The organism is Streptomyces camponoticapitis (genome assembly GCF_014646115.1).
In the GTDB taxonomy this organism is placed as follows: domain Bacteria; phylum Actinomycetota; class Actinomycetes; order Streptomycetales; family Streptomycetaceae; genus Streptomyces; species Streptomyces camponoticapitis.
This window is the reverse complement of sequence record NZ_BMMV01000033.1, coordinates 19,624-43,800: the sequence shown is the minus strand read 5'-3', so window position 1 is coordinate 43,800 and position 24,177 is coordinate 19,624. Positions and strand designations below refer to the sequence as shown.

The 24,177-nt window shown below is 71.0% G+C and carries 23 protein-coding genes; 3 read left to right on the top strand and 20 right to left on the bottom strand.

Annotation, left to right across the window (positions count from 1 at the left end):
* From IEY79_RS33745 to IEY79_RS33735, 3 genes are read right to left on the bottom strand one after another with little or no spacing between them, the layout of a single operon-like run.
* The gene (locus IEY79_RS33745; RefSeq protein ID WP_189111464.1) at positions 1-1,167 is read right to left on the bottom strand and encodes an STM4014 family protein; all 1,167 of its coding nucleotides are present in this window, start codon (positions 1,165-1,167) and stop codon (positions 1-3) included.
* A complete protein-coding gene (locus tag IEY79_RS33740; protein WP_189111463.1) occupies positions 1,148-2,116 on the bottom strand; it encodes an STM4015 family protein in 969 nt (322 codons plus the stop codon). The genes IEY79_RS33745 and IEY79_RS33740 overlap by 20 nt, the downstream gene beginning before the upstream one ends.
* On the bottom strand, positions 2,113-3,060 hold the full coding sequence (locus IEY79_RS33735) for an STM4015 family protein (RefSeq protein ID WP_189111462.1): 948 nt from the start codon (positions 3,058-3,060) through the stop codon (positions 2,113-2,115). The genes IEY79_RS33740 and IEY79_RS33735 overlap by 4 nt, the downstream gene beginning before the upstream one ends.
* Before the next feature lie 169 nt (positions 3,061-3,229).
* Here IEY79_RS33735 and IEY79_RS33730 point away from each other — a divergent pair, with 169 nt between their 5' ends.
* Positions 3,230-3,559 (top strand): DUF8820 family protein, encoded by a 330-nt coding sequence (locus IEY79_RS33730; RefSeq protein WP_189111461.1) that lies wholly within the window; start codon positions 3,230-3,232, stop codon positions 3,557-3,559.
* A 110-nt stretch (positions 3,560-3,669) separates the two neighbouring features.
* Positions 3,670-4,671, top strand: a complete 1,002-nt coding sequence (locus IEY79_RS33725; protein WP_189111460.1) for a DUF6745 domain-containing protein — start codon at positions 3,670-3,672, stop codon at positions 4,669-4,671.
* A gap of 18 nt (positions 4,672-4,689) precedes the next feature.
* Here IEY79_RS33725 and IEY79_RS33720 read toward each other — a convergent pair whose 3' ends face one another.
* From IEY79_RS33720 to IEY79_RS33710, 3 genes are all read right to left on the bottom strand, one after another.
* The gene (locus tag IEY79_RS33720; protein ID WP_189111499.1) at positions 4,690-5,568 is read right to left on the bottom strand and encodes a carbohydrate kinase family protein; all 879 of its coding nucleotides are present in this window, start codon (positions 5,566-5,568) and stop codon (positions 4,690-4,692) included.
* Between the two features lie 209 nt (positions 5,569-5,777).
* Positions 5,778-6,398, bottom strand: coding sequence for a TetR/AcrR family transcriptional regulator (locus IEY79_RS33715; RefSeq protein WP_189111459.1), 621 nt, complete (start codon positions 6,396-6,398; stop codon positions 5,778-5,780).
* A 67-nt stretch (positions 6,399-6,465) separates the two neighbouring features.
* Positions 6,466-7,647 carry a Glu/Leu/Phe/Val dehydrogenase dimerization domain-containing protein gene (locus tag IEY79_RS33710; protein WP_189111458.1) on the bottom strand — a complete coding sequence of 394 codons (1,182 nt, stop codon included), beginning with the start codon at positions 7,645-7,647 and terminating at the stop codon, positions 6,466-6,468.
* A gap of 338 nt (positions 7,648-7,985) precedes the next feature.
* Between IEY79_RS33710 and IEY79_RS33705 the strand changes: the two genes are divergently transcribed.
* Entirely contained in the window at positions 7,986-9,269 is a 1,284-nt protein-coding gene (locus IEY79_RS33705; protein WP_189111498.1) for an MBL fold metallo-hydrolase, read from the top strand.
* A gap of 42 nt (positions 9,270-9,311) precedes the next feature.
* Here IEY79_RS33705 and IEY79_RS33700 read toward each other — a convergent pair whose 3' ends face one another.
* From IEY79_RS33700 to IEY79_RS38505, 14 genes are all read right to left on the bottom strand, one after another.
* Positions 9,312-9,821, bottom strand: a complete 510-nt coding sequence (locus IEY79_RS33700; protein ID WP_189111457.1) for a nuclear transport factor 2 family protein — start codon at positions 9,819-9,821, stop codon at positions 9,312-9,314.
* Between the two features lie 97 nt (positions 9,822-9,918).
* On the bottom strand, positions 9,919-10,911 hold the full coding sequence (locus IEY79_RS33695; RefSeq protein WP_229701356.1) for a Gfo/Idh/MocA family protein: 993 nt from the start codon (positions 10,909-10,911) through the stop codon (positions 9,919-9,921).
* Positions 10,905-12,374: an NDP-hexose 2,3-dehydratase family protein gene (locus tag IEY79_RS33690; RefSeq protein ID WP_189111496.1), complete on the bottom strand. Its 1,470-nt coding sequence runs from the start codon at positions 12,372-12,374 to the stop codon at positions 10,905-10,907. The genes IEY79_RS33695 and IEY79_RS33690 overlap by 7 nt, the downstream gene beginning before the upstream one ends.
* A 2-nt stretch (positions 12,375-12,376) precedes the next feature.
* Positions 12,377-13,681, bottom strand: coding sequence for a lipopolysaccharide biosynthesis protein RfbH (gene rfbH / locus IEY79_RS33685; protein ID WP_189111456.1), 1,305 nt, complete (start codon positions 13,679-13,681; stop codon positions 12,377-12,379).
* Between the two features lies 1 nt (position 13,682).
* On the bottom strand, positions 13,683-14,672 hold the full coding sequence (gene rfbB / locus IEY79_RS33680; protein ID WP_189111455.1) for a dTDP-glucose 4,6-dehydratase: 990 nt from the start codon (positions 14,670-14,672) through the stop codon (positions 13,683-13,685).
* On the bottom strand, positions 14,669-15,736 hold the full coding sequence (locus tag IEY79_RS33675) for a glucose-1-phosphate thymidylyltransferase (RefSeq protein ID WP_189111454.1): 1,068 nt from the start codon (positions 15,734-15,736) through the stop codon (positions 14,669-14,671). Before IEY79_RS33675 ends, rfbB begins: the two co-directional genes overlap by 4 nt.
* A 13-nt stretch (positions 15,737-15,749) precedes the next feature.
* Complete coding sequence (locus IEY79_RS33670) at positions 15,750-16,349, bottom strand: dTDP-4-dehydrorhamnose 3,5-epimerase family protein (protein WP_189111453.1); 600 nt, start codon at positions 16,347-16,349, stop codon at positions 15,750-15,752.
* 3 nt (positions 16,350-16,352) lie between these two features.
* A complete protein-coding gene (locus tag IEY79_RS33665; protein ID WP_189111452.1) occupies positions 16,353-17,504 on the bottom strand; it encodes a DegT/DnrJ/EryC1/StrS family aminotransferase in 1,152 nt (383 codons plus the stop codon).
* A gap of 116 nt (positions 17,505-17,620) precedes the next feature.
* Positions 17,621-18,886 (bottom strand): activator-dependent family glycosyltransferase, encoded by a 1,266-nt coding sequence (locus tag IEY79_RS33660; protein WP_189111451.1) that lies wholly within the window; start codon positions 18,884-18,886, stop codon positions 17,621-17,623.
* Between the two features lie 524 nt (positions 18,887-19,410).
* Positions 19,411-20,031, bottom strand: coding sequence for a DsbA family oxidoreductase (locus tag IEY79_RS33655; RefSeq protein WP_189111450.1), 621 nt, complete (start codon positions 20,029-20,031; stop codon positions 19,411-19,413).
* A 237-nt stretch (positions 20,032-20,268) separates the two neighbouring features.
* Positions 20,269-21,894, bottom strand: a complete 1,626-nt coding sequence (locus tag IEY79_RS33650) for an MFS transporter (protein WP_189111449.1) — start codon at positions 21,892-21,894, stop codon at positions 20,269-20,271.
* An 89-nt stretch (positions 21,895-21,983) separates the two neighbouring features.
* Positions 21,984-22,901 (bottom strand): hypothetical protein, encoded by a 918-nt coding sequence (locus IEY79_RS33645; RefSeq protein WP_189111448.1) that lies wholly within the window; start codon positions 22,899-22,901, stop codon positions 21,984-21,986.
* 103 nt (positions 22,902-23,004) lie between these two features.
* Positions 23,005-23,598, bottom strand: coding sequence for an NADPH-dependent FMN reductase (locus IEY79_RS33640; RefSeq protein ID WP_189111447.1), 594 nt, complete (start codon positions 23,596-23,598; stop codon positions 23,005-23,007).
* Positions 23,599-23,720: 122 nt separating this feature from the next.
* Positions 23,721-23,957, bottom strand: coding sequence for an acyl-CoA carboxylase subunit epsilon (locus IEY79_RS38505; protein ID WP_189111446.1), 237 nt, complete (start codon positions 23,955-23,957; stop codon positions 23,721-23,723).
* Positions 23,958-24,177 lie beyond the last annotated feature (220 nt).

Sequence of the window (24,177 nt, the reverse complement as noted above, 5' to 3'; positions counted from 1 at the left end):
TCAGAGGCGTGCACGCCACTCACCTCCGTCGTCCGCCCTACACGGCACCTTCGACCGCAGGGCCGCGAGCTGCGCCCCGTAGGTGTCCAGGCCCTCCGCGCCGCTGCCGGGCAGTCCGGTGAGGCCGGGCAGCAGATCGCCGAAGGCGTTGACCTCGCCGACGGCGAAGCGGCGCCAGCCGGTCGCGGGCAGCAGGTCCACCCCCACACAGTGCGTGCCGGGGAAGCACGAGGCGGCCCGCTCGCAGATCTCCAGGGCGGCCCGCCAGCCCCCGCCGCCGCTCGCCGCTTCGGTCGCCGCCCGCACCGCGTTGAGATCGCCGCGCGACCCGCCGAGATGCAAGTTGGTCATCGGCGACGAGCTGGTCCGTACGACGGCGTGCGTCGCCCGGCCCGCGACGACCACCACCCGCAGGTCCGTCGCTCTGCCGTTCTGCATGGCCTTCGGCAGCCACCGCTCGACATGCAGCCCGTCCGGGGCCAGCGCGTCGACGATCGCCGCCACCTCGGGCTCAGTGGTCAGACGCCGCACCCGCAGCGAGTTGAACAGCCGCCCGGTCGCGTCGCGTTCGACAGAGGTCGTCGCGCGCACCCGGCCGGGGCCGGCGGTCTCGACGGCCAGCACCCCGGAGGCCGACGAGCCGTGGGCGATCTTGACGAACGCCCGGCGCATGCCGGGACCGCCCATCAGGGCCCGCACATCGTCCCAGCCGCGCACGGGCGGGGCGCCGGCCCCGGACGTCGGTGACGGTGGCACCGGTACGGACGCCAGGTCCAGGACCTCGTGGCACAGCCGCTTGTCGAACAGCACCGCCAACTCGTCCGGCTCGTCCAGAAGACGCGCCCCCGCCTCCCGCACGGCGCGGCCCAACTTCCGTACGGCGGAGGTGAACCGCTCGTACCAGAGGGCTGTGCCCTCGACCCGCGTCGGATCGTCCGTGCCGCGCAGCAGCCGCTCCACCTCCGCGTCCTCGCCCGGCGACTCCACCCGGACGACCTCACCGGGCCGGAACTCGGCACGCCCGCCCAGCACATCGAGCCAGGCCACCTCACGCGCCGGTGGCAGGCCCGCCGCGCCCACCGCGTCCTGGAACAGCCGCACGCGGCGGTTCGCGGGATTGCCGACGACCGCGAGGCGCGGCCCGCCGCTACTCGGAGACGGCGACATAACGCCACTCGTCGTCTTCGTCGATGTCGTGGGCCACCTCCAGCTCCACCCGCACACCGTGGGGCTCCAGAGCCTCCTGGATCCGGGTGCGCCACGGCGCTGAGATGTAGTGGTGGCTCAGGTCCAGCTCGTCGAGGTGCGTGAGCGGCTGGCCGGCGAGCAGTGCCTCGGCCCCCGCGTCGGTGAGCGTGCCCATCGACAGCGCCAGTGATTCGAGCCCGGCGACGACCGGCGCCGCGGCCACCGCGCCGGCGATCTCGTCCTGGATCTCGCTGTTCTGGAGCCCCAGATGGCGCAGGCGGGGGAATCGGCCGCCGTCGAGGAGGGGCGCCAGATCGGCGAGGGTCGCGTTGCCGCCGTACTCGTCGACGCCCAGCCACAGCTCCACATGTTCCAGCGCGGGCAGTTCGCTCGCGCCGACGGCGCGCACGACCGAACCCGGGAGCCCGCCCGACTCGAAACGCAGGACACGCAGCCGGTCGTGCTTCACCGGCCGCAGCCGCAGATCACCGTCCCGGTAGGTGTCGCCGCAGCCCCGCACGCCGAAATTCTCCAGCAGCGGGAACGCCTCGATGGCCGGCGTGATGTCGTTGATCCGCAGCCAGGACACCTCGCACTCCTCGCCCACCACGTCCGCCAGGAACAGCGCGCGCAGGGCCGGGAAGCGTGCAGCGTCGGCGACGATCAGCTCCTGGACGGGCGCCAGCTCCGAGTACTCGCCGCTCCACCACGGCCCGATGACCAGCGCGCGCACGCGCTCGGTGTCCACCACACTCGTGAAGTGCCGCCACAGCTCGGGGAACGTCCATTTCTCGTCCCACCCGCAGTCCAGCCGCCACGCGACGGCGTCCGGCTCGGGCAACGCCCCCGGCGCGGGCGCCTCGTCGCGCGCGAGGGTGAAGACGGGAAGCCCGTGGAACTCCTCGATGTGGTCGATCCCGTCGCTCATTCGGCCACCGCCGTGTAACGCGACTCGTCGTCCCTGGGGGACTCGCGCTCGGACAGGTCCACGACCACACCGGCGGGCTCCAGCGTCTCGCGGATCCGGTCCTCCATGGGCTTGCTCAGGTAGTGGTGGTGCAGATCGAGCTTCTTGAGATGCGTGAGCGGCTGGCCGGCGAGCAGCGCCTCGGCGCCCTCGTCCCCGAGGGTGCCCATCGACAGGTCCAGCGTCTCCAGCCGGGCCACCACCGGCGCTCCCGCCATCGCCGCCGCTATGTCGTCCTGGATCTCGCTGTTGCGCAGCGCGAGTGACGTCAGGGCCGGAAGACGCTCTCCGGTCAGGAACGGCTCCAGGTCGGCCACGATCGTGTTCGCGCCGTACCAGGACGTGCCCAGCCAGATGTCCAGATGCTCCAGCGCGGGCAGTTCGGCCGCGCCGATGCTCCGCACCACGCCGGCGTCCAGACCACCCGTCTCGACGGTCAGCGAACGCAGCCGTTCGTGCTTGATGCCGGACATGTCCAGATCCTGGCCGCCGCGGACCCCGAACGAGTGGAGCTGCGGGAGGCCGTCGAGCAGCGACCGCATCTCTCGCTGGTTGATCCACGAGATCTCGCACTCCTCGTAGGTCATGTCACCGAGGAACAGCGCCCTGAGGGAGGGGAGTTGGCCGCTCGCGGCGACCAGCGCCTCCACCACGCCGTCGGGAGAGGACTCGTACGCCTCCGACCACGCGCCGATGATCAGTGCGCGGACCTCGGTCGTGTCGACGGCCCGGAGGAAACGGGCGAACGCCGACTCCCACTCCTCCTCGCCGTCGTACACGTCCGCGGTGATGCGCCAGGCCACCGAACCCGCGTCGGGAAGCGTCGTCTTCGGCTCTGCTTCGGGGGCGGGGAAGTCGAACGCGGGCAGGCCGTCCAGCTCCTGCAGGTGGCTCGAAATGGTCATGGCGAGTGCTCCAGACACCGGGCGTCGGCGTTGATCGGCTTGATGCTGAGAGAAGTTGTAACAGGCCCCACTGACAAGCCCGGTTCGGGGGCGGAGCCGATTGTCAGACCCACCGTCTAGCGTCGTTCACAGGTCGGCGCACTCGGCGCCGCCGGTCGAGGGGAGAGCCATGTACCGGCAGGGAGACGTGCTCATCGTGCCCGTGGCGGAGGAGAGCGTGCCGTCCGGTGTCGCCGGGACGAGGGGCGAGTCGAGGGACGCGCGGGGGCGCCTCGTTCTGGCGCTCGGTGAGGTCACGGGACACGCCCACGCGGTGACGGGCCCGGGTCTGCTCGTCCGCGAGACGGGCGGCGAGTTCGGGCCGATGCTGCTCCATCTGCCGGAGGGCGGCCGGGTGGTGCACGAGGAGCACGCGGCGATAGCGCTGCCGAAGGGCTGGTTCCGCGTGGTGCGCCAGCGCGAGTACCTGCCGGGAGCGGTGCGCGTCGTCGCCGACTGAGGACGCGCGAACGGACCGGGCGTGCGGCTCGACGACGACTCGAAGACGGTCGACGACGGCTCGGCAGGAAAATACACGGGACAGTGACGACAGGGGACGGGGCTTCAGACATGCGGAATGTGGACAAGTGGCGGGGCGTCGCCGCGGCGACAGGCGCGGCCGACCGGCCGGCGGCCGAGGCGGGGATACGGCTCGCCTACCGGACGGCCGGGCTGGCCGAGCCCGAGCGGATCATCTGGGCGGACTCCCCGCTCGCGGGACTCGCCGCCGTCAGGTCCCTCACGGATCAGGGCGGATCGGTCCGCGAGGAGGTGCGCACCAAGCCGTGGGCGGAGGAACGGCGGCGTATCCACGACGAGTTGGGCCCGGCGGGCTGGGCCGAGTGGTGGGGGGCGACCGGCGCCCGGCTGTGGGACAACACCCGCGCCCTCGCCGACCGGATCCGGTCGGGCATCACCGACGCGTCCGGCACGGAGGCGACGGACCTCGCCGAGACACGTCAGCTGCTGCTCGACGCGGTCCTCGGGCAGCACGACGCCGCCTGGCTCGCCGCGTTCGACGGCCGCGGCGACCGGCTCGCCGGGCTCGCCGAGGTGGCGGCGCACGCGGGCTGGTGGTGGCCGTACGAGAACGTGACGGTGGTCTGCGAACGTCCCGTGGAGCTGCACCGCGACGAGGCGGGGCGTCTCGACCGCGGTGACGGCCCGGCCCTCGCCTACCCGGACGGCTTCGCCCTCTACGCGTGGCGCGGTATGCCGGTCCCGGCCGACTTCCTCGACGAGCTCACCTCGCTCGACCCGGCCCGGATCCGCAACGAGGAGAACGCGGAGCTGCGCCGCGTCATGCTGGAGCACTACGGCTACGACCGGTATCTCACCGAGTCGGGCGCCGAGCCGATCAGCAAGGACGAGACCGGCATCCTGTGGCGGATAGCGCTCGCCGGTGACGAGGACGTCGTGATGGTCGAAGTCGTCAATTCGACCCCCGAGCCCGACGGCACCAGCCGCACCTACTGGCTGCGGGTGCCGCCGGGGACGCGTACCGCCAAGGAGGGCGTCGCCTGGACGTTCGGCCTGGACGCCAAGGAGTACGACCCGCTGAAGCAGACCTGAGGCGGAGGCCGGCCTGCCTCAGGCCCTGCGGGCGAGAAGCGCGTCGATGCCGATCAGCGACGAACTGCCCTCCACCGTGCAGGCGTAGGCGCCCGCGACCGCGCCGAGGCGCGCACAGGCCTCCAGGTCCCGTCCGGCCAGCCGCCCGTAGAGGAACCCGGCGACATACGCGTCGCCCGCGCCGTTGGAGTCCACCACCGGTGCGGGCGGGACGGTCGCCGGGATCGGCCGGGGCGTACGGCTGCCCTCCCGGGTCAGCAGGTACGAGCCTCCGGCGCCCGCCGTGGCCACCACCGCCTGTGCCCTGCCCTCACGCAGGATCTCCCGCATCACCGGAGCTATCCGCTCGCTCGCCCCGGCGGCGCTGAGGAAGACCAGGTCGGCGCGGTAGGCGAACTCACGGTGGTAGGCGTCCACCCCGTCCCAGTCGTGCAGGTCGGTCGAGACGGGGACACCTTGTTCGATGATGTCGTCGAAGAGGAAACGGGTGAAGTTCGTGATCGACACATGGACATGGCGGGCCCGCGCGAGGTGGGGGAGATAGAAGTCGCGCGGCATCCGCAGGTCCTCCGGATCGCGCGCGTCGTGGAAGGACATCCGGCGCCCCGTCCTCTCGACGAGATTGACCGCACGGCGCGTGCCCGCGGCCGAGATCAGCCCCTCGAAGTCCACACCGCCCTTGGCGAGATGTTCACGGATCTGAGCGCCCGCCGGGTCGTCACCGACGAAGTCCAGGAATTTGACGTTCAGTCCGAGGGCACGACAGCCCAGGGCCACATTGCCGCCGGTCTGGCCGGGCCGTTCGAGGATCGGCCCGACGCCGACGGAGTCGGCGAGCGGGACGGGGAGCGAGTCGACACGGACGACCGTGTCGACGCCGCAACCGCCGACGACCAGCACGTCATGGCGCTGCCCGGCCCCTGGCCCGTCCCCCGGCTCGGTTATGTTCTCGACGTCCGGATGTTCGGTCTGCCGCTGCGCCACAGTCTCCACCTTCGTTCCGGATTCCGGATCTCGCGCACAGTATGGCCGTGGTGGTGCCGGCCGGTCATGGCGACCTGGGGTGGCGGTTCGTCAGCCGTGGTTCGCCGGCCCCGAGGGACCGGTCATCGGCCGGCGGCGGTGAGCTCCGCTCGGTCGACACCGAGCTCACGTGCCAGCGCCTCGTCCGTCCAGTCCAGGAGAGTGGCGCGGGTCAGCGATCCCGCGTACGAGGTCATCTGCACCGCCAGCCCGTCCAGCAGCGCGGTCAGCCGCCAGGCCGCCGCGACCGGGTCGGGGCAGCGGAACTCGCCCGCGTCGACGCCCTCGTCGATGACGGAGGCGAGCGCGGCCTTCCACTGCTGGTCGAGTTCGCTGGCCACCTCGTGGAGCGCCGGCTCGCGCGGCGCCGCCGCCCATCCCTCGATCCAGAGCCGCCACCCCTTGGCCCCGCCGGTCGGCGCGTACCAGCGGATCGCGGCGTGCAGCCGGCGCAGGGCGCTGGTACGACGGCCGAGCAACTCCCGCAATTGCGCCAGGTCTTCCTCGGCGGCGTGCCGGAAGGCGGCGGCGAGAAGCTTCTCCTTCGTGGAGAAGTGGTACAGCACCAGGGCGTTGCTCACCCCGAGGACGGCGGCGACGTCGGCCACCCGCACGGCCGCCACCCCTCGTGTCTGGATCTGATCGACGGCGGCGCGCAGGAGGTCCTCGCGCCGCTCCTCCACACTCAGCCGTACTCTCGCCACACTGAACCCTAACTCCCGCCGGTTGACACGAACCGTCGGGCCGTAAACCACGGGCAGTCCCGCCCGGTCAGTGGTAATGGCCGAACCGCTCGGCGATCAGGGGCAGTCGGGCCGCGGCGATCGCGTGCGCGGCGGCTCTCGGAGTCGTACCCCCGGCCTCCGCGCGTTCCAGCATCAGCTCCGTCAGCGCGCGCATGGAGCGCCGTGTGTGGGCGAGGGCCTCGTCGGCGTCGGGGCCGATGTCGCCGAAGAGGGTCCACCACCACCAGGCGTTCGTACCGGAGTTGACAACGATGTCCGGAAGAACGGTGATCCCGCGTGCGGCCAGCAGCTCCTCCGCCTCGGCCAGAACAGGCATGTTGGCCGCCTCGACGATCCAACGGGCCCTGATTCGCGCCTGGTTGGCGGTGTCGATCGCGTACGAGACGGCCGCGGGCACCAGGATCTCGGCGTCCGCCGACAGCCAGGCGTCGCCCGGCAGTTCGCGGTCGCCGGGCCGCAGCACCGCGCGGTCCACCGTCCCGAACGCGTCACGCGCGGCGAGCAGCGACTCGACGTCCAGGCCCTCGGGGCAGGAGATGGTGCCCTTCACGTCCGCTACGGCCACGATCGTGAGCCCGGCCCTCAGGAGGAACCGCGCGGTCGCCCCGCCCATGGTCCCCAGGCCCTGCACCGCGACCCGTGTCCCCTCGTACGCCACCCCCGCCCGGTCCAGCGCGGTGAGCGCGGCCTCGGCCACCCCGCAGCCCCCGGCCAACTCGTCCAGGCCGATCCCGTCGACGTCCACCGCGAAGGCGTCGGCGAGCCGGCGCCGCGCGGCCTCCTCGTCGTCGAGGAGCGGATGGATCGCCTGAATGGTCGAGACGAGCCCGGCCTCCGCCGCGGCCCTGTCGATCAGATCCTGGGTCAGCCCCAGGTCCTCGCCGGTGGTCCAGACGGTCTCGATGTACGGCCTCACCGCGCGCAGGTAGCGGACGAGGATGCCGTACGCCGCCGGGTCCCGGGGGTCGCAGTCGATACCGCCCTTCGCCCCGCCGAGCGGGATGTAGCGCGCCGAGGGGTCGTCGTTGAAGTGCAGGGCCTCCTTCATGGTCATGCCACGCGCGAGCCCGGTCACCTCCTCCAGCGAACAGCCCTCCCGCATCCTCAGTCCGCCGCTGGAGACTCCGCGCACGAGCCGGTCGACGACCAGATACCCCTCGCGGCCGGTGATGTGGTCGCGCCAGGTCAGCGATATCAGGGGGGACATGGGTGGGCGCCTCCGGGGGCGACGGCAGACCGTGGGGGAGTGCTGCAACTGAATGGATGGTCAGTATCCGGAGCGGGAGGCGCGGCTGTCAAAGAGGGCGCGGAGGCGGTCGCGACGGGCTCGGGGAGCCCTGCCCGAGTGGCCGGATCTCGACTGTCCATGGCCGCTCCGGGGAATCCGGGAGATCGTCCGGACGTTGCAGTCAGGTGCCCCGGACGGCACAGCCGGCCTGGCACCCCGGTAGCGAGAAACGCTCATAATGAAATGAACCCGAACCTTCAGGAGATGCAGTGAACGGCGCCGGCTCCCCACCCTCACTCCGCTCCCGGCTGCGCGCGATGCGGTCCGAGACCTTCGGGGCCGACCCGGCCGGCGAGCGTCTGGAGCGGATCCTCAACTCCCCGAACTTCGCCGACGGTGTGTTCCAGAATCCCGAGGGCACCGCCAGGACCAGACCCTCAGGCTCCATGCTGGAGCTGTCGAAGGTCTACCTCCGCAAGGAGTCGCGCGCCCGGCGCGCACCCGCCGCCCCGATCCCGGTCCACCGGGACACCCTCGCGGACCTCGCCGTACCGCCCGCCTCCGGGCTGCGGCTGACCTGGATGGGGCACTCCAGCGTCCTCGCCGAGATCGACGGCAGGCGCGTGCTCTTCGACCCGGTCTGGGGTGAGCGATGCTCCCCCTACTCCTTCGCCGGACCGAAGCGGCTGCACCCCGTTCCCGTCTCGCTCGCCGCACTCGGGCCGGTCGACGTCGTCGTCATCTCGCACGACCACTACGACCACCTCGATCTGCCGACGATCAAGGGACTCGCCTCCACGAACACCATCTTCGCCGTGCCGCTGGGCGTCGGCGCGCATCTGGAGCACTGGGGAGTGCCCGCGGCGCGCGTGCGCGAGCTGGACTGGAACGAGACGGCGGAGGTGGCCGGCATCTCGTTCACTGCGACGCCCGCGCGGCACTTCTGCGGCCGTGGCCTGCGCAACCAGCAGCACACCCTCTGGGCGTCCTGGGTCGTCGCGGGACCCGACCACCGCATCTACCACAGCGGTGACACCGGTTACTTCTCCGGGTTCCGGGACATCGGCGCCGCGCACGGCCCCTTCGACGCCACGATGATCCAGATCGGCGCCTACAGCGAATACTGGCCGGACATCCACATGACCCCCGCCGAGGGCCTGCGCGCGCACGTCGACCTCCAGCAGGGCAGCCCCTCCGGCGTGATGCTGCCGATCCACTGGGGCACCTTCAACCTCGCGCCGCACCCGTGGGCCGAGCCCGGCGAGGGCACGGTCACGGCGGCGGCCGAGACCGGCGTACGCGTGGCGCTGCCGCGCCCCGGCGAGTCCTACGAGCCGACGGTGACCGAGAGCATCCCCGGCACTCCGTGGTGGCGCGAGGTCGCGATGCCGCCGGCCGGCGGCTGGCCGGAGGCGGTACCGTCCGGGGACAAGGCATCCGTCCCGGCCACGGCCGGGAGCACCTCCTCGGCTTCCGGCGCCGAAGCGGTCACGGCGGACAAGGCCACGCCGGCCGTCCCGGCCAACGGCGACAAGTCGGCCACCGGCACCACCGGCGCGGACCCGTCGGAGGCGGCGCCCTCCGCGCGGAGCGCGCCGTAACGACGAGCCACGCGCCCGCCGCGGGGCTCCACCTGCGGCCCGCTACGCGCAGCTCATCGACCCGCGGTCCGCGCCCGGCACCGACGCCAGTCCCTTGCCCGCCGTCCAGACCACACGGCAGGCGAGCCGGTCGATCCGCCAGCCGTCGGGGGTGCGGACCGCACCGATGTCGAAGTACGTGCCGACGTTGAAGTGCGGACCCTCGTCGTCGTGGTGCACATGGGTGGCGATGAGGTGCGCGCGTACCTCCGCACGGTCGCCGTCGAAGTGGATGGTGGAGTTCGAGCCGAGGTGGTGGGTGCGGGCCCACCTCCCCTTGGCCTCGCGCTGGAAACGGGCCAGGCCCTTCACCCCCCGGTGGCTGCCGACGGGGAAGTCCAGCCGGGCGTCCTCGGTGAAGACGGTCCGGTACCAGCTCTCGTCGAACTCCGGCTCGTGCAGGGTGTCGAGACCGACCACGTAGCGCTCGACGAGATCCCTGACGTCCGAGCGGTCGGTCACCACCCGGAGCTGCGAGCGCAGCCGAGCCACCTCGTTCTCGATCGATTCCATTCTGAGCTCCTGCTCTCAACTGGTCACTGGCTGGACTTCACTGGCCGGGAGGTCACGGAGTAGGGGAGTGACGGAGTACGGGGTAGAGGTCCAGAGGTCATGGGGTGAGCGGCCGGACGCCCTTCAACAGCGCCGATTCCAGCAGGGCCGCCTGGCGCAGACAGTCCGCCACCGCGTCCCGGGGGACGCCGCCGGTCCGTGCCGCCGAGACGAAGGCGGTGAGGGTGGCGGCCACCTGGTCGTGCGGTTCGAGCACGATCTCCTCGGTGCCCGACGCCCGTTCGACACGGATCACCGGCCGATGGCCGGCGGGCGGGGTGAAAGCACGGTCCAGGGTGATCCGGCCCTCGCTGCCCACCAGTTCGTACGACGAGCGGTAGGCATGGTCCAGCCCGTACACGACCTGGGCGAAGACACCGGCGGGCGTGCTCAGCAGCGCGGCGCCGCCGGTGTCCACCCGGTCCTGCGGGCCGGAGCCGCGCAGCGCCGCGACCAACTCCAGGTCCGGACCCAGCAGATGGAGAGCCGCGCGCAGCGGATACACGCCGGTGTCCCAGAGCGCGCCCCCACCCAGGTCGGGATCGAGGCGCACGTCCCCCGCCGGGCGGCGGGGGACGGTGAAGGCGGACTGGAAGCCGTGCAAGGTGCCGATCGCCCCGTCCGCCAGCAGCTCACGTACCGCCGCGTGCTGCGGATGGTGGACGAACATGACGTTCTCCATCAGCGCCAGCCCGCGTGCGTCGGCCAGCGCAAGCAGGTCCGCGGTGCCGGCCCGCTCGGTGGTGAGCGGCTTCTCCGCCAGGACGTGCTTGTCCGCGCGCAGGGCGGCCTCCACCCACCGGGCGTGCAGGGCGGCGGGCAGCGGTACGTAGACCGCGTCGACCTCGTCGAGCCGCAGCAGTTCGGCGTAGCCGTGGACCGCGAGGCAGCCGAACTCCCGCGCGGTACGGGCCGCCCGGTCCGCGTCGCGGCTGGCCACGGCGGCGATCTCGATGCCCTCCGAGGCCGCCATCGCGGGCAGCATCCGGCGGCGGGCGATGTCGGCGCAGCCCAGCACGCCGACGCGCAGCGGCGACGGAGGGGCTACCACGGGACCGCCCCGGCGTTGAGGCAGGCCAGCAGTGTGCGGGCCTGGACATTGACGTAATGCCCGTGCCGGGAAAGGGAGTTGAGCTGGCCGGGGGTCACCCACCGGTAGCCGGCCGGTACGTCCTCGATCCCGCCGTCGCCGATCCCGTCCAGCCCGTCCACGTCCATGACCATGTAGCGGCTCTCGGCGTTCAGGAACCGGCCTCCTTCCTCCGAGTGCCGCGCCTCGTAGCGGATACGGGAGCGATCGGCGTTCAGCACCAGGTCCAGGAAGGGCGGCCGGTCGCCGCCCGCCAGATGGGCGTAGTTGCCGGGCGTGTACTGGACCGTGGGCCCCAGTTCGACGGTGTCGAGGAAGCCGCCCTCGACCCGGGCGTGCGCCAGGACGTGCGGCACCCCGCCGACCCGCCGGGACAGGAACGCGGTGACTCCGGGACCGCACGGTTCGAAGAGGGGCTGGGTCCAGCCGGTGACCTCGCGGTTGCCGGCCTCGACCTGGACGCCCACCACCCGGAAGTAACGGCCGTGCACATGGTCGATGGTGGAGTCGCCGCGCCGCCAGTCGGGCAGTTCGTTCAGCGGGACGAGCCGCGCGTGCACATCGTGCCGGGAGCGCTCGGAGGTGAACCAGGAGAGCAGCTCGGTGTCGGTGTGCAGCGCTCCGTGCTCGTCGTGGGCGGTCGGCGCGCAGGCCAGCACCGTACGGGCGTCCATGTTCACCACGTTGTCCCGCAGCAGCAGTTCGCCGATCTGACCGAGCGTCAGCCAGCAGAAGTCGTCGTCGACGACGACGTCCTCGTCCGTCTCGACGATCATGTTGCGGTTGGACTTGTGGTAGAACCACGACCCGTGTTCGGACTGCAGCGCGTCGGCGAGGACCCGGCCGCGCTCCGGCCGGACGAAGTACTCGATGTACTTCACGTCGGCGCCCTTGTGCACCTTGGTGTAGTTGCTCCGGGTGGCCTGCACCGTCGGTGACAGCTGGAGCAGATTGGGGTTGCCCGGCTCCATCTTGGCCTGCATCAGGAAGTGCAGCACCCCGTCGAACTCCTTGGCCAGCAGGCCCAGGATGCCGACCTCCGGCTGCTTGATGATGGGCTGCCGCCAGTTCCGTACGGGGCCTTCGGAGACCGTGACCTCCAGGCCCTCGACGGTGAAGAAGCCCCCGCTGTGGTGCCGGAGGTTTCCGGTCGTCGCGTCGAAGTCCCAGCCGTTGACCTGATCGAAGCCGATGCGGGTCACCTTGAAGTGGTGCGCCTTCTCGCGACCCGCGAGCCAGTCGGCGACCTCGTCGGTGCGCGGCCCGGCGCCGGAGCCGGTGGCGGCGGCCGAACGGGCCAGTCTGAAGGGCAGGTTCACGTCCTCGCGGGGCCGCAGCGTCCCGGCGGGGACGGGCGCCGCGGTGGCCGAGCGGGGCGACGTGCCCGAAGTGCCCGTGGCGGCGGCGGTGTTGGTGGCGGTCATGGTCATGTGCGGGCTCCGACGAACTCCTGGATCGTGGAGACGACGTAGTCGATCATCTCGTCGGTGAGCCCCGGGTAGACACCGATCCAGAACGTCTGCATGGTGATGATGTCGCTGTTGACCAGGTCGCCGACGACCCGGTGCGGCTGGTTGATGTAGGCCGGGTGCCGGGTGAGGTTGCCCGCGAAGAGCCGGCGCGTACCGATCTTCCGGTCCTCCAGGTACTCCACGAGCTCCGCCCGGCTGAAGGGGGCGTCCGGGTCCACGGTCAGCGCGAAGCCGAACCAGCTCGGGTCGCTGCGGGGGGTGGCCTCGGGCAGCATCAGATGCGGAAGGCCGTCCAGGCCCTCGCGCAGCCGGCGCCAGTTGCGCTTGCGGGCGTCGACGAAGCTGTCGAGCTTGGCGAGCTGGGACAGCCCCAGGGCCGCCTGGAGGTCGGTGGCCTTCAGGTTGTAACCGACGTGCGAGAAGATGTACTTGTGGTCGTAGCCCTCGGGCAGCGTGCCCATCTGGTAGTCGAAGCGCTTGAGGCACTTGTTGCTCTCGCCCGGCTCGCACCAGCAGTCCCGGCCCCAGTCGCGTAGTGACTCGACGATCCGCGCCAGCGCGAGATTGGCGGTCAGCACGCAGCCGCCCTCGCCCATCGTCAGATGGTGGGCCGGGTAGAAGCTGACGGTGGTGATGTCACCGAAGGTGCCGGTGAGCTTCCCGTCGTAGGTGGAGCCGACCCCGTCGCAGTTGTCCTCGATGAAGAACAGGCCGTGGTCCTCGGCGAGTTGGGCGATCTCGGTGGCCTCGAAGGGGTTGCCGAGCGCGTGCGCGATCATGATGGCCCTGGTACGCGGCCCGATCGCCTCCTCCACCCGCTTCGCGGTGGTGTTGTACGTCCCCAGCTCGACATCGACGAAGACGGGGATCAGGCCGTTCTGCAGGATCGGGTTGACCGTCGTCGGGAAGCCCGCCGCGACGGTGATGACCTCGTCGCCCGGCACCAGCCTGCGGTCCTCCAGCAGATGCGAGGTGAAGGCGCCCATCGCGAGCAGGTTGGCCGACGAGCCGGAGTTCGTCAGATGGGCCTTCCGCCGTTTGAGCTTGCGTGCGAAGGCCGACTCGAACTTGCGTGAGCTGTGGCCGGCCGCGATCCGCATCGTGAGTGCCGCCTCGACCAGGGCCACCCGGTCGTCCTCGTCGAGCACCGCGCCCGAGGGCCAGATCTCGCTGACGCCCGGGACGAAACCGCCGTCGTTCTGCGTGTCGAGGTGGTACTTGCGGGTCTCGTCCAGAATCAGTGCTTTGTGCTCGCTCATCTCAGACTCCTTGGAGGTTGTCGGTGCGCTGCTTGACGGCCTTCCACCACGCGGGGTTGTCGCTGTACCAGGCGACTGTGTCGGCGAGCCCCTGGGCGAACGGCACGCGCGGGGCGTAGCCGAGCTCGTCGCGGATCTTGCTCTCGTCCAGGGAGTAACGCAGGTCGTGGCCCTTGCGGTCGGCGACGCGCCGGACCATCGACCGGTCGGCCCCGAAGAGCTCCAGAAGCAGTTCGGTGATCCCGAGGTTGGTCTGCTCGTTGCCGCCGCCGATGTTGTAGATCTCGCCGGCCCGTCCCTGGTCGAGGACCAGCTGGATGGCCCGGCAGTGGTCGTCCACGTGCAGCCACTCGCGGATGTTCCGCCCGTCGCCGTACAGCGGGAGCGGCACACCCTCCTGGAGGTTGGTGATGAAGCGCGGGATCAGCTTCTCGGGGTGCTGGTACGGGCCGTAGTTGTTGGAGCAGCGCGTGATCGACAGGTCCAGCCCGTGGGTGCGCCAGTAGGCGCGGGCGATCAGGTCCGAGGACGCCTTGCTCGCGGCGTACGGGGAGTTGGGCGCGAGCGGCCACTCCTCCGTCCAGGAACCGTGGTCGATGGAGCCGTACACCTCGTCCGTGGAGACGTGCACGAACCGCTCGATGCCCGCCGCGACACAGCCGTCGAGCAGCGTCTGGGTGCCACCGACGTTCGTGCGGACGAACTCCGCGGCGGATTCCAGCGACCGGTCGACGTGCGACTCCGCGGCGAAGTGCACCACCGCGTCGTGTCCGGGCAGCAGCGCGCGCACCAGCTCCGGGTCGCAGATGTCGCCCTCGACGAAGGTCAGCCGGGGGTGCGCGGCGGGGAGGTTGTCCCGGTTGCCGGCGTAGGTGAGCTTGTCCAGGACGGTGACCTCGGTGCCTTCGGAGCCCGGATAGCCGCCGTCGAGCAGGGTCCTGACGTAGTGCGAGCCGATGAAGCCCGCACCGCCGGTGACCAGTGTCCTCATGCCGCCACCTCGATTCGGGTGTGGTCGCCCACCACGAGACGGTGGTGGGGGTCCTGCTCGGGGGTCGTGCCGACCGTGGCGTTACGGCCGATGAGCGAGCCTTGCAGGCCCGGGACCTGGGAGATGGTCGCGCCGTCCATCACGATGGACTCGCTCACCTGGGTGCCCCGCAGGGTGCAGTCGCGGCCGATGGACGTGTTGGGACCGATGTGGCTGTCCTCGATCACGGTGCCCGAGCCGACCACGACGGGGCCCTCGATCCGGGAACGCAGCACGCGCGCGCCGGGCTCGATGCGTACGCCCTCGTCCAGTTCGCTCGCCGCGTCGGTCTCGCCGAAGACACCGGGGCGCAGATCGGCGAGGAGCTGACGGTTGCAGTCGAGGACATCCTCGGCGCGGCCGGTGTCCTTCCAGTAGCCGCTGTACTCGCTGGCCTTCACCTCGGAGCCGGCGGTCAGCAGCCACTGGATCGCGTCGGTGATCTCCAGCTCGCCCCGGGCGCTCGGAGAGATGGCGCCGACCGCCCGGTGGATGGCGGGCGTGAAGAAGTAGACGCCGATCAGGGCGAGATCGCTGAGCGGCTGCTCGGGCTTCTCGACCAGCCGCTCGACGTTGCCGTCGACGTCCAGCTCGGCGACGCCGAAGGCGCGGGGGTCGAGCACCTTGTGCACCACGACCTGGGCGGCCGGCCGGGCGGCCCTGAAGTCGGCGGCGATGGACTCGATCCCGTCGGGAAGCATGTTGTCCCCGAGATACATGACGAAGTCGTCGTCGCCGAGGAAGGGGCGGGCCAGCGTCACACAGTGCGCCAGCCCCAGCGGCTTCTCCTGCGGGATGTAGGTGATCCGCACACCCAGCCGGGAGCCGTCCCCGAGGACGTCCGCGATCTCGGTCGCCCAGCCGCCGACGATGATGCCGATCTCGGTGACCCCGAGCGCCCGGATGTTCTCCAGTACGTGTTCCAGGACGGGCTTGTTGGCGATCGGGATGAGCTGTTTGGGCATGGAGTAGCTGAACGGGCGCAGACGAGTGCCTGAGCCGCCTGACAGCACCAGAGCCTTCATGACAGTTCTCTCCTCACAGCATTACGGGGTGGGCCCCGCCGTTCGCCTCCGACCAGGTGGCGAGAGTTCCGGCGGACATGGCCTCGGCTACGGTCGGTGCCGCCCTGTCCTTCTCGGACAGCAGCGGCGGTTCCGCGAATCCCCAGGGCAGTGCGAGATCGCGATCCAGCGGATTGATGTCGATCTGGGTGCCCGGCACATGCGCGCTGGAGAGCGCGTAACAGATGCAGGCGTCGTCGGTGAGGGTGAGGAAACCGTGGCCGACGCCCTCGGGGACGTAGACGGAGCGTCCCGAGTCGGCGTCCAGCACATTGGTCTCGTGGTGTCCGAAGGTGGGCGAGCCCACCCGCAGATCGACGACGATGTCGCGCAGCGCTCCGCGTACGCAGGTGACGTACTTCGCCTGGCCCGGCGGGATCGCCACTCCATGGATCCCGCGCAGCGTATTGCGCCTGGACACGGAGTAGTTGATCTGTACCGGGACGAAGGGCCGGCCTGTCACGCGCTCGAACTCCTCGGAGCGCAGCGCCTCGTAGAAGTTGCCTCGTTCATCGGTGATCTGTTCCGGTGTGACGACGTACGCGCCCGGCACCCCGGTCTCGGCGATACGCAAGGCTCAGCTCCGATCCGGGGCTGACCGGAGCTCGACGGACTTGCGGAGCGCGGCGGCGACGCTGTGCACCTCCGCGTCGTCGAGCGCCTGGTGCAGGGGGAGCAGCAGGGTGTTCTCGGCGCACGCGTCGGTGCCGGGCAGCGGCCCGCAGTCGCCCTGGTAGGCGGGGACCTTGTGCAGCGGCGGGTAGCGCAGGGTGGTGTAGACGCCCTGGTCCAGCAGGTCCGCGGCGACCTTGTCGCGGACGGCCGGGTCGAGCTGCACCCAGTAGAAGTAGTACGACGAGGTGTGGCCCGCGGGCAGCGCCGGGGGCAGCCGCACACCGGCCGCGTCGGCGAGCAGCCGGTCGTACGTCTCGGCGATCTCACGGCGGCGCGCCACGAACTCCGGCAGCCGGCGCAGCTGGACGCTGCCTATCGCGGCGGTGATGTCGTTGCCGACCACGCGGCGGCCGAAGTCGCGTACGTTCAGCTCCCACCAGCGGTGCGAGACCCGGGCGTTGGCGAACCCGCTGGACTGCTCCAGCCCGTGGTACGCCAACTGTCGTGCCTTCCGGGCCAGTTCACGGTCCTTGACATAGAGCATCCCGCCGTCGCCGGTGACCAGGACCTTCATCGAGTCGAAGCTCCACATGGAGATGTCGCCGAAGGCGCCGCACGCGGTGCCGTCCGCCGTGGAGGCGACCGCGCAGGCGGCGTCCTCGACGAGCGGGATGCCGCGTTCCTCGCACAGCGCGGCGATCGCGGCGATGTCGCCGGGATACCCGCCGTAGTGCAGCACCAGGACCGCCTTGGTGCGCGGGGTCAGCGCCCGCTCGATGTCGGCGGCCGTCGGGTTGAGCGTGCGCTCGTCGACATCGCAGAAGACCGGACGGGCACCGGTCGCGGCGACCGCGTTGCCGGCGGCGACGAAGCTCACGGAGGGCAGCACCACGTCGTCGCCGGGGCCGAGCCCGAGCAGCTCCGTGGAGAGGAAGAGACCCGCGGTGGCGGAGTTGATGAACATCACCTGTTCCGGCTCGACGCCCAGGTGCTCGGCGAACTCAGCCTCGAACTTCTTGGTACGCGGCCCGTGCCCCAGCCAGTTGTCGGCGAACACCTCGGCTATCGCCTGGAGTTCCTCGTCGCCCAGGCTGGGCTGGAATACGTTGATCACTGTTTCCTCCGGGAAGAACGGATCGGGGTGGGGAAGGGTCACGGACGGGTGCACGCGAAGGGCGGCGGCCCACCGGGTCTCCCCCGGTGGGCCGCCGCCCTCGCGTAACGTGTCGGTCAGCTCCGGTGCCGCGCGGTCAGCCTCTCCAGCAGGGGGACGATCTCCTGCGGGCCGGGCGCGGTCAGCGAGTCGGCGTACAGCCCGGCCGCGCCCTCCTGGAACGAGGGCTCCTCCAGGATGCGTACGAGCTGCCGCTTGAGCCCGTCGACCGAGAAGTGCTCACGGTCCATCGCCAGCCCGGCGCCGCGCTCCGTGACGTACCGGGCGGTGACCATCGCGTCGCCGCCCTCCTCCCATGTGATGAGCTGCGGTACGCGGTGCGCGACCGCGGCCGCGTAGGTGCCGTAGCCGCCGTGGTGAATGATCGCGGAGCAGCTCGGCAGCAGCTGGTTGAGAGGCAGGTAGTCGACCGTGCGGACGTTGTCCGGAACGCCGCTCAGCGAGGCCAGTTGGGAGCTGTTCAAGGTGGCGACCAGCTCGACGTCGAGATCGGAGACCATGTCGAGCAGGTCCGATATGGCGACCTCGCTGTCCTTGTCCCGCTCACGGGCGGTGAGCCCGAGGGAGAGACAGACCCGCGGTCGCTTCGGCGGCTCGTGCAGCCAGTCGGGAACCGCGGCGGAACCGTTGAAGGGAACCCAGCGCACCGGTACGGACCGTACGGCCAGCGGCAGCCGCAGCCGGGCGGGCATCGGGTCGACGGTCCACTGCCCGAGCAGCGTCTCCTCGTCGAACTCCAGGCCGTACCGCTCCAGCATCGGCCGCACCACCGCGACCTGCGGGTCCTCGACCGGCTCGCCGCCCGGCCGCTCCGGGCGCTCCAGGAACTTCTGCCGGGCCCAGGCGAAGTAGTCCAGGCCCCACATCAGCCGCGCGTGCGCGGCGCCGCTGACCCGGGCGGCGACCGGCGCCGGGGGAAACGCGGGGTCCCAGAGCACCAGGTCCGGCTGCCAGCCGCGGGCGAACTCCACCAGGTCGTCCAGCATGTCCCGGTGTCCGGCGGCGGCCGGCCCGGCGGGGAAGTACTTCGCCAGCGCGGGCAGCACCCGGCGGCGCAGGATCTCCCACAGATGGGTGTCGGTGGTCAGGGACAGCGCCCGGGTGACCCGGTCGAGCTGTGGCCCGATGTCCGGGGCGGGAGCCGTGAGATCCACGGTCTCGCCGAGCGGCACCGGGGTGAGGCCCACGGCGCTGATGGTGTCGGCCATCTCCGGGTGGCTGACGATCCGCACCTCGTGGCCGGCACTCTGCAGCGCCCACGCCAGAGGCGTCACGGGATGCAGATGTGCTGTGGCCGGGAAGACCGCGAACAAGACCCGCATCGGTGTCTCCATTCGATTGGGCGGGGCTGGGCCCGGTCTCCGGGTGTCCCGGATCGAAACAGGGCCTGGACGTGAGAACCGCCGAGGCGCGTGGGCGCCCCGGCGGCACACGGCCGGCCGGCTCCCGGCCTGCTGCGGGGGATGGAGCGGGCCGGGAGGGCTCAGCCGTGGGTTCGTGGATTGGCCGTGAGAGGTCGAAAGCAGCTAGGGACGCCGGGACCGCGCCGCCCGGCGGGACGCCTCGCGCGGTTGTGCTCACCCGCTCGCGTACGCCCGGTAGGAGCCGGATCCCGCGAGTCGCGACGCACCGCGCCGGGCGCCCCGGGCCTGTCCGGTGGGCGGACCGTGCCACGTCGTGGCACGTCCCAGCCCTGTCCGGCGGATTTTCACGGGCCCGTAAGGCCCGGCAGGGCGCTTTGCCGCGCGTTGTGCTCACCCGCTCGCGTACGCCCGGTAGGAGCCGGATCCCGCGAGTCGCGACGCACCGCGCCGGGCGCCCCGGGCCGTGAAGACCCGGGCCTGTCCTACGCCGCTGCCGTCTGGAGTGCCTTGGCGTAGGTCGTCTCCGACTGTGTGCCGGCCAGTGCCCGGCCGCCGTCGAAGGAGATCTGCGGCACCGAACGGATGCCGCCGGCGCGCACGCGGGCCAGATCGGCGCGGAGCCGGTCGGCCGGGGCGTCGTTCGCGTCGACCCCGATCTCGGCCGCCAGCCGCTGGAGCGTCGCGGGGTCGGCGATGTTCAGACCGTCGGTGAAGTGCGCCCGGAACAGCCGCTCGACCGCCGCCTCGCCCAGCCCGCGCGAGGCCGCGGATTGGATCAGACGGTGCGCCTCGAAGGTGTCGGCGGCCACCGCCCGGCCGTAGTCCAGCGTCACGCCGTCCTTCACCGCGTCGGCCGCGGCCTGCTGGGTCTCCGCCACCACGTGCTTGCCGAACATCCCGGTGAGCACCTCCAGCAGCGGCTCTCCGTCGAAGGCCGCGTCCGGCGCGAGTTGGAAGGGACGGAAGACCACCTCGACCTTGCCTCCGTCGGCCCGCACCCGCTCGATCGCGCGCTCCAGGCGGACGTACGCGATGTACGACGCCGCGCAGATGACGTCCAGCACGAATTCGACCGTGGCGGTCCTGTCTTCCGACTGCTCCATAGGGCGAGCCTCCCGTTCTCTTCGTGGCCGGCCGAGCCGGCCTTTCGTATGGCTGCGATCACACGCGCGTGCCCCGATGGTGCCGTGGTCCGGCGGCGCCGGCGGGGCGTTCGTACGACACCGGATGGTCCGGGCGAGGGGCCGGGGAGCGGACTCCCCGGCCCTTCGCAACTCCGGACCCGCCGACCGTGCGGTTCGGCCTGACGGCCCGTCAGCAGGCCCGGTGCTTCAGGTGGTTCAGATGTTGCTTCCGAGCGTGGTCCCGCTCTTCGACGTCTCGGAGCCCGAGGAGGTCTCGGCCGCGCCGTCCGGGCCGCCCCCCGGGGCGCCGTCCGCCGACTCGTCGTGACCGCCGGCGCCCGGCTTGACGTCGCGCAGCAGGACGGATGCCAGCAGTGCCAGCAGCAGCGCGACAGCGGCGCCGACGATGGCCGTCACGTGCATGCCGTACGTGAACGCCTCCCGGGCGACGGTGAGCAGTTCGTCGCCCGCCCTGCCGCCGAGCTCCTCGGCCGCCGCCACCGCGCCGCCGAGCGACTCGTGCGCCGCCTCGGAGTCGACGCCCGACGGCATGGTGCTCTCGATCTCGCTGCGGTAGACACCGAAGCCGATGCTGCCGAGGACCGCGATACCCAGACCCGAGCCCAGCTCGGTGCCCGTCTCGGAGATGGCCGAGGCCGCACCGGCGCGCTCCGGCGGAGCCGCGCCGACCACGAGGTCCGTGCTGAGAGAGGCCATCGGCCCCAGACCCGCACCCATGATCGCGGAGGCCGTCACCAGGATGCCCAGCCCGGCGCTCGCGCTGACCAGGGTGAGCATTCCCAGCCCGATCGCCGCGACGACCAGGCCGCCGGCGATGACGTAACCGGGGCGGATCTTCGCCGCGAGAGCCGGGGCCGACATGGCACCGACCATCAGACCGGCCGCGTTGGGCAGCGACCAGAGGCCGGCCGACAGCGGGGAGAGTCCGTGCACGAGCTGGAGGTACTGGAGCGTGAAGAGCTGCGAACCCGCCATCACCAGAATGCCGATGGTGAGCAGACCCGCCGACGCGCTGAAGGTGCGCTCACGGAAGAGCCTCAGGTCGAGCAGCGGGTCGGCGAGCGACCGCTGGCGGCGGACGAAGGCGTACCCGACGGCCAGACCGAGCAGCACGAAGGCGACCGGCTGGAGACCGAAGCCGTCCTCGGCGACCAGCTTGAGACCGTAGACCACGGACAGGACGGCGATCAGGGACATCACGGCGCTGCCGAAGTCCAGCCTGCCCGCCTGCTCGTCACGGTGTTCGGGCAGCAGCACGGGGCCGAGCACGAGCAGGATCACCATGACGGGGACGCCGATCAGGAACGCCGAGCCCCACCAGAAGTAGTCGAGCAGGAATCCGCCGAGCAGCGGGCCGAGGGCGCCACCCACCGCGAAGCAGGTCATCCAGACACTGATGGCGACGGTGCGCTGGGCGGCGTCGTGGAACATGTTGCGGATCAGGGAGAGCGTGGAGGGCATCAGGGTCGCGCCCGCGACACCGAGCAGTGCCCGGGTCACGATCAGCATCTCGGCGCTGTTGGAGAACGCGGCGAGTGCCGAGGCGATACCGAAGGCGGCGGCGCCGGTCATCAGCAGCTTGCGCCGCCCGATCCGGTCGCCGAGGGTTCCCATGGTGATGAGCAGGCCGGCGACCAGGAATCCGTAGATGTCCATGATCCACAGCAGCTGCGACGTGCTGGGCTGCAAGTCCGCGGTCAGTGAAGGAACCGCCAGGTGAAGGACTGTCATGTCCATCGCGATGAGCAGCGTCGGCATGGCCAGTACGGCCAGTCCGATCCACTCTTTCCGGCCCGCGCGGGGCGCGGCGGTCGTAGTCATGAAATTCCCCTGTCTCGTGGGCCGTAGGCGACGAACCCGCTGGTCAGTGACGTTAGAAGCTGAACTGCGGTTGAGGTCAAGAGCCGCACTCAGCGGACCTCGACGATCTTGTACTGGCCCTCCTTGACCAGCCGCGTCCTGCCGTCGCTCGCGTCCTTCAGCCAGGTGAGTGCCACGTAGCGGCCGGTGGTCAGCGGGATCTGGATGACCGACGAACGCTGCGGGTTCAGCGGCAGCGAGCCGACGCCCTTGGACTGGTCGAAGGGCGGCGGGTCGGCGGGCCATTCACCGTTGGGACCGAACTTGTCGAAGTACGAGGTGAGGTCGGACTCGGTCACATCGGCGGCAAGCGGGAAGAAGACCGCCTCGTTCTCCTGCGGCAGCTTGTTCACGAACTTCAGCGGGCGCCCGGCCTTCACCGTGCCCGACAGCGTGAAGCGGGGCGCGCCCGCGACGCGCTCCGAGACCAGGGTCGCGGTGGGCGTCGGGTGCGTGCCGCTCGCCGCGCCGCTGACGGTCAGCCAGCGGTAGCGGGGCGCGGGGTGGCTCTCCAGGTCGAAGTACTCGAAGAGCAGATAGGTGCCGGGCGTCAGGTCCTGGCTGAACGAGCCGGACAGGCCCGGGTGCGTGACCACACCGCCGAGCAGATCGGCGGAGGCGGCCAGTTCCGTCTGGGCCTGCACGACCACGGCCGGGTCGTCGGAGAGCGTCCGGCGCTGGATGTCGCGGAACCTCTCCCAGGTCACACCGGGGGAGAGCCGCGTCAGCCCGATCAGGCCGGCGGCGGGGTCGGTGGTGCTGGCACGGAAGGTGACCGCGCCGGGGGTGGTCGTGGCCGGGGCGGTCAGTCCGCCGGGGCCCACCGAGATGTCCAGGACACGGCTGCCGCGGACCTCCACCGAGGCCGGCGGGGCCTGGGCGGCCGAGGTCGACGGCGCGACGGCGCAGCCGAGTATCAGCGTGCCGGCCAGACTGGCCAGGACGAGACGGGAGCGGGGGATACGCACGGGAAAGCCTCCAACATGGGTGACATGGGGATGGTGCTCAGGGACATTCGTCGGTGGGGGACCGGTCGTGGGGGGTGCCGGCGGGCTCGCCCCGGCCGGTTGTTCAGTGCTTGTACGGGCGGGTGCTCCGCGCCTCGCGCAACGTCTCGGCCCACCAGAGGAGTTGGCCGAGCAGGCCCTTGGCCGCGGCCTCGGAACCCTCCGGGGAGACCGGGGCACCGTCCTTCTCGAACTGGCGCCAGGCGTTGTGGAAGCTGAGCGCGTCGCGCACGGTCATGGCGTGCACCTCCGCGAAGACCTGCCGCAGATGCTCCGACGCGCGCAGGCCACCGCTCATGCCGCCGTAACTGACCAGGCCGACCGGCTTGGCGTGCCACTCGTCCCGGTACCAGTCGATCGCGTTCTTGAGGGCCGCCGGGAACGTGTGGTTGTACTCCGGGGTCACCACGGCGAACGCGTCGGCGGCGGCCAGCCGGGCACCGAGCCTGTCGCGCACCTCGGCCGTCTCCGTCTCGCACGGCCGGCCGGGTGAGGGCATCTGGAGCGGCAGCGGGAAGTCGAGCAGGTCGATGACATCCACGCTCACACCACCGTTGGCGCGTGCCTGACGGGCGAACCACTTGGCCACGGTGGGGCCGAATCGTCCGCGCCGCACACTGCCGATGATCACCGCCAGCTTGATGGGATTCTCAGTCATTACCGTGCCTTTCAAGACGGGATCGACCTGTCAGGGACGGGATCGACCTGCTGGGGAAACCGAGTCACCGGCGCAGCCCCCATGAACAGCTTCTTCGGCTGCGGGGGCGGCCGACAAGTTTCTTAACGAAGACTTGTAGCGGGTGGAATATGCCGCCAGGCCCGAGGGCCGCGATAAGCGGATTCCCGTTCCGTGGGGCGCCAGTTGAAGGCGGCTCCGGGGCTCTCGTCCGATTCGTCCTGGTCCCCGTCCGCGGTGGCGGCACACGCGAGAACCACCGCGATCACCGCGGCCAGCTCCTCGTCGTCGGGGTTACCTTTCTCCACCCGGACAACATGTTCTGTCCCGGTCGTTTCCATCGCTGACTCCTTTTCATCGCTGAAGCCCCGACAAATGGAAGAAGGCCACCCTCGGAAAGGCGGCCGTAATCAGGAGGCACAGCAATGGAGACTGATAACCACCTTCTTCGGTCGACCCTCACGGGTCAACGCACTTCACCGGGGATTGACAGTCCGCACACGCCGACCTGAATCTCTGACGTGCGGCGCACACGACGGCGGGACCGGCGTGGTGCCGCCG

Coding starts and splice junctions, on each gene's coding strand:
- IEY79_RS33745 (WP_189111464.1), bottom strand. CDS start 1,167: ATGTCGCCGTCTCCGAGTAGCGGCGGGCCGCGCCTCGCGGTCGTCGGC.
- IEY79_RS33740 (WP_189111463.1), bottom strand. CDS start 2,116: ATGAGCGACGGGATCGACCACATCGAGGAGTTCCACGGGCTTCCCGTC.
- IEY79_RS33735 (WP_189111462.1), bottom strand. CDS start 3,060: ATGACCATTTCGAGCCACCTGCAGGAGCTGGACGGCCTGCCCGCGTTC.
- IEY79_RS33730 (WP_189111461.1), top strand. CDS start 3,230: ATGTACCGGCAGGGAGACGTGCTCATCGTGCCCGTGGCGGAGGAGAGC.
- IEY79_RS33725 (WP_189111460.1), top strand. CDS start 3,670: ATGCGGAATGTGGACAAGTGGCGGGGCGTCGCCGCGGCGACAGGCGCG.
- IEY79_RS33710 (WP_189111458.1), bottom strand. CDS start 7,647: ATGTCCCCCCTGATATCGCTGACCTGGCGCGACCACATCACCGGCCGC.
- IEY79_RS33705 (WP_189111498.1), top strand. CDS start 7,986: ATGCGGTCCGAGACCTTCGGGGCCGACCCGGCCGGCGAGCGTCTGGAG.
- IEY79_RS33700 (WP_189111457.1), bottom strand. CDS start 9,821: ATGGAATCGATCGAGAACGAGGTGGCTCGGCTGCGCTCGCAGCTCCGG.
- IEY79_RS33690 (WP_189111496.1), bottom strand. CDS start 12,374: ATGACCGCCACCAACACCGCCGCCGCCACGGGCACTTCGGGCACGTCG.
- rfbH (WP_189111456.1), bottom strand. CDS start 13,681: ATGAGCGAGCACAAAGCACTGATTCTGGACGAGACCCGCAAGTACCAC.
- rfbB (WP_189111455.1), bottom strand. CDS start 14,672: ATGAGGACACTGGTCACCGGCGGTGCGGGCTTCATCGGCTCGCACTAC.
- IEY79_RS33675 (WP_189111454.1), bottom strand. CDS start 15,736: ATGAAGGCTCTGGTGCTGTCAGGCGGCTCAGGCACTCGTCTGCGCCCG.
- IEY79_RS33660 (WP_189111451.1), bottom strand. CDS start 18,886: ATGCGGGTCTTGTTCGCGGTCTTCCCGGCCACAGCACATCTGCATCCC.
- IEY79_RS33655 (WP_189111450.1), bottom strand. CDS start 20,031: ATGGAGCAGTCGGAAGACAGGACCGCCACGGTCGAATTCGTGCTGGAC.
- IEY79_RS33650 (WP_189111449.1), bottom strand. CDS start 21,894: ATGACTACGACCGCCGCGCCCCGCGCGGGCCGGAAAGAGTGGATCGGA.
- IEY79_RS33640 (WP_189111447.1), bottom strand. CDS start 23,598: ATGACTGAGAATCCCATCAAGCTGGCGGTGATCATCGGCAGTGTGCGG.
- IEY79_RS38505 (WP_189111446.1), bottom strand. CDS start 23,957: ATGGAAACGACCGGGACAGAACATGTTGTCCGGGTGGAGAAAGGTAAC.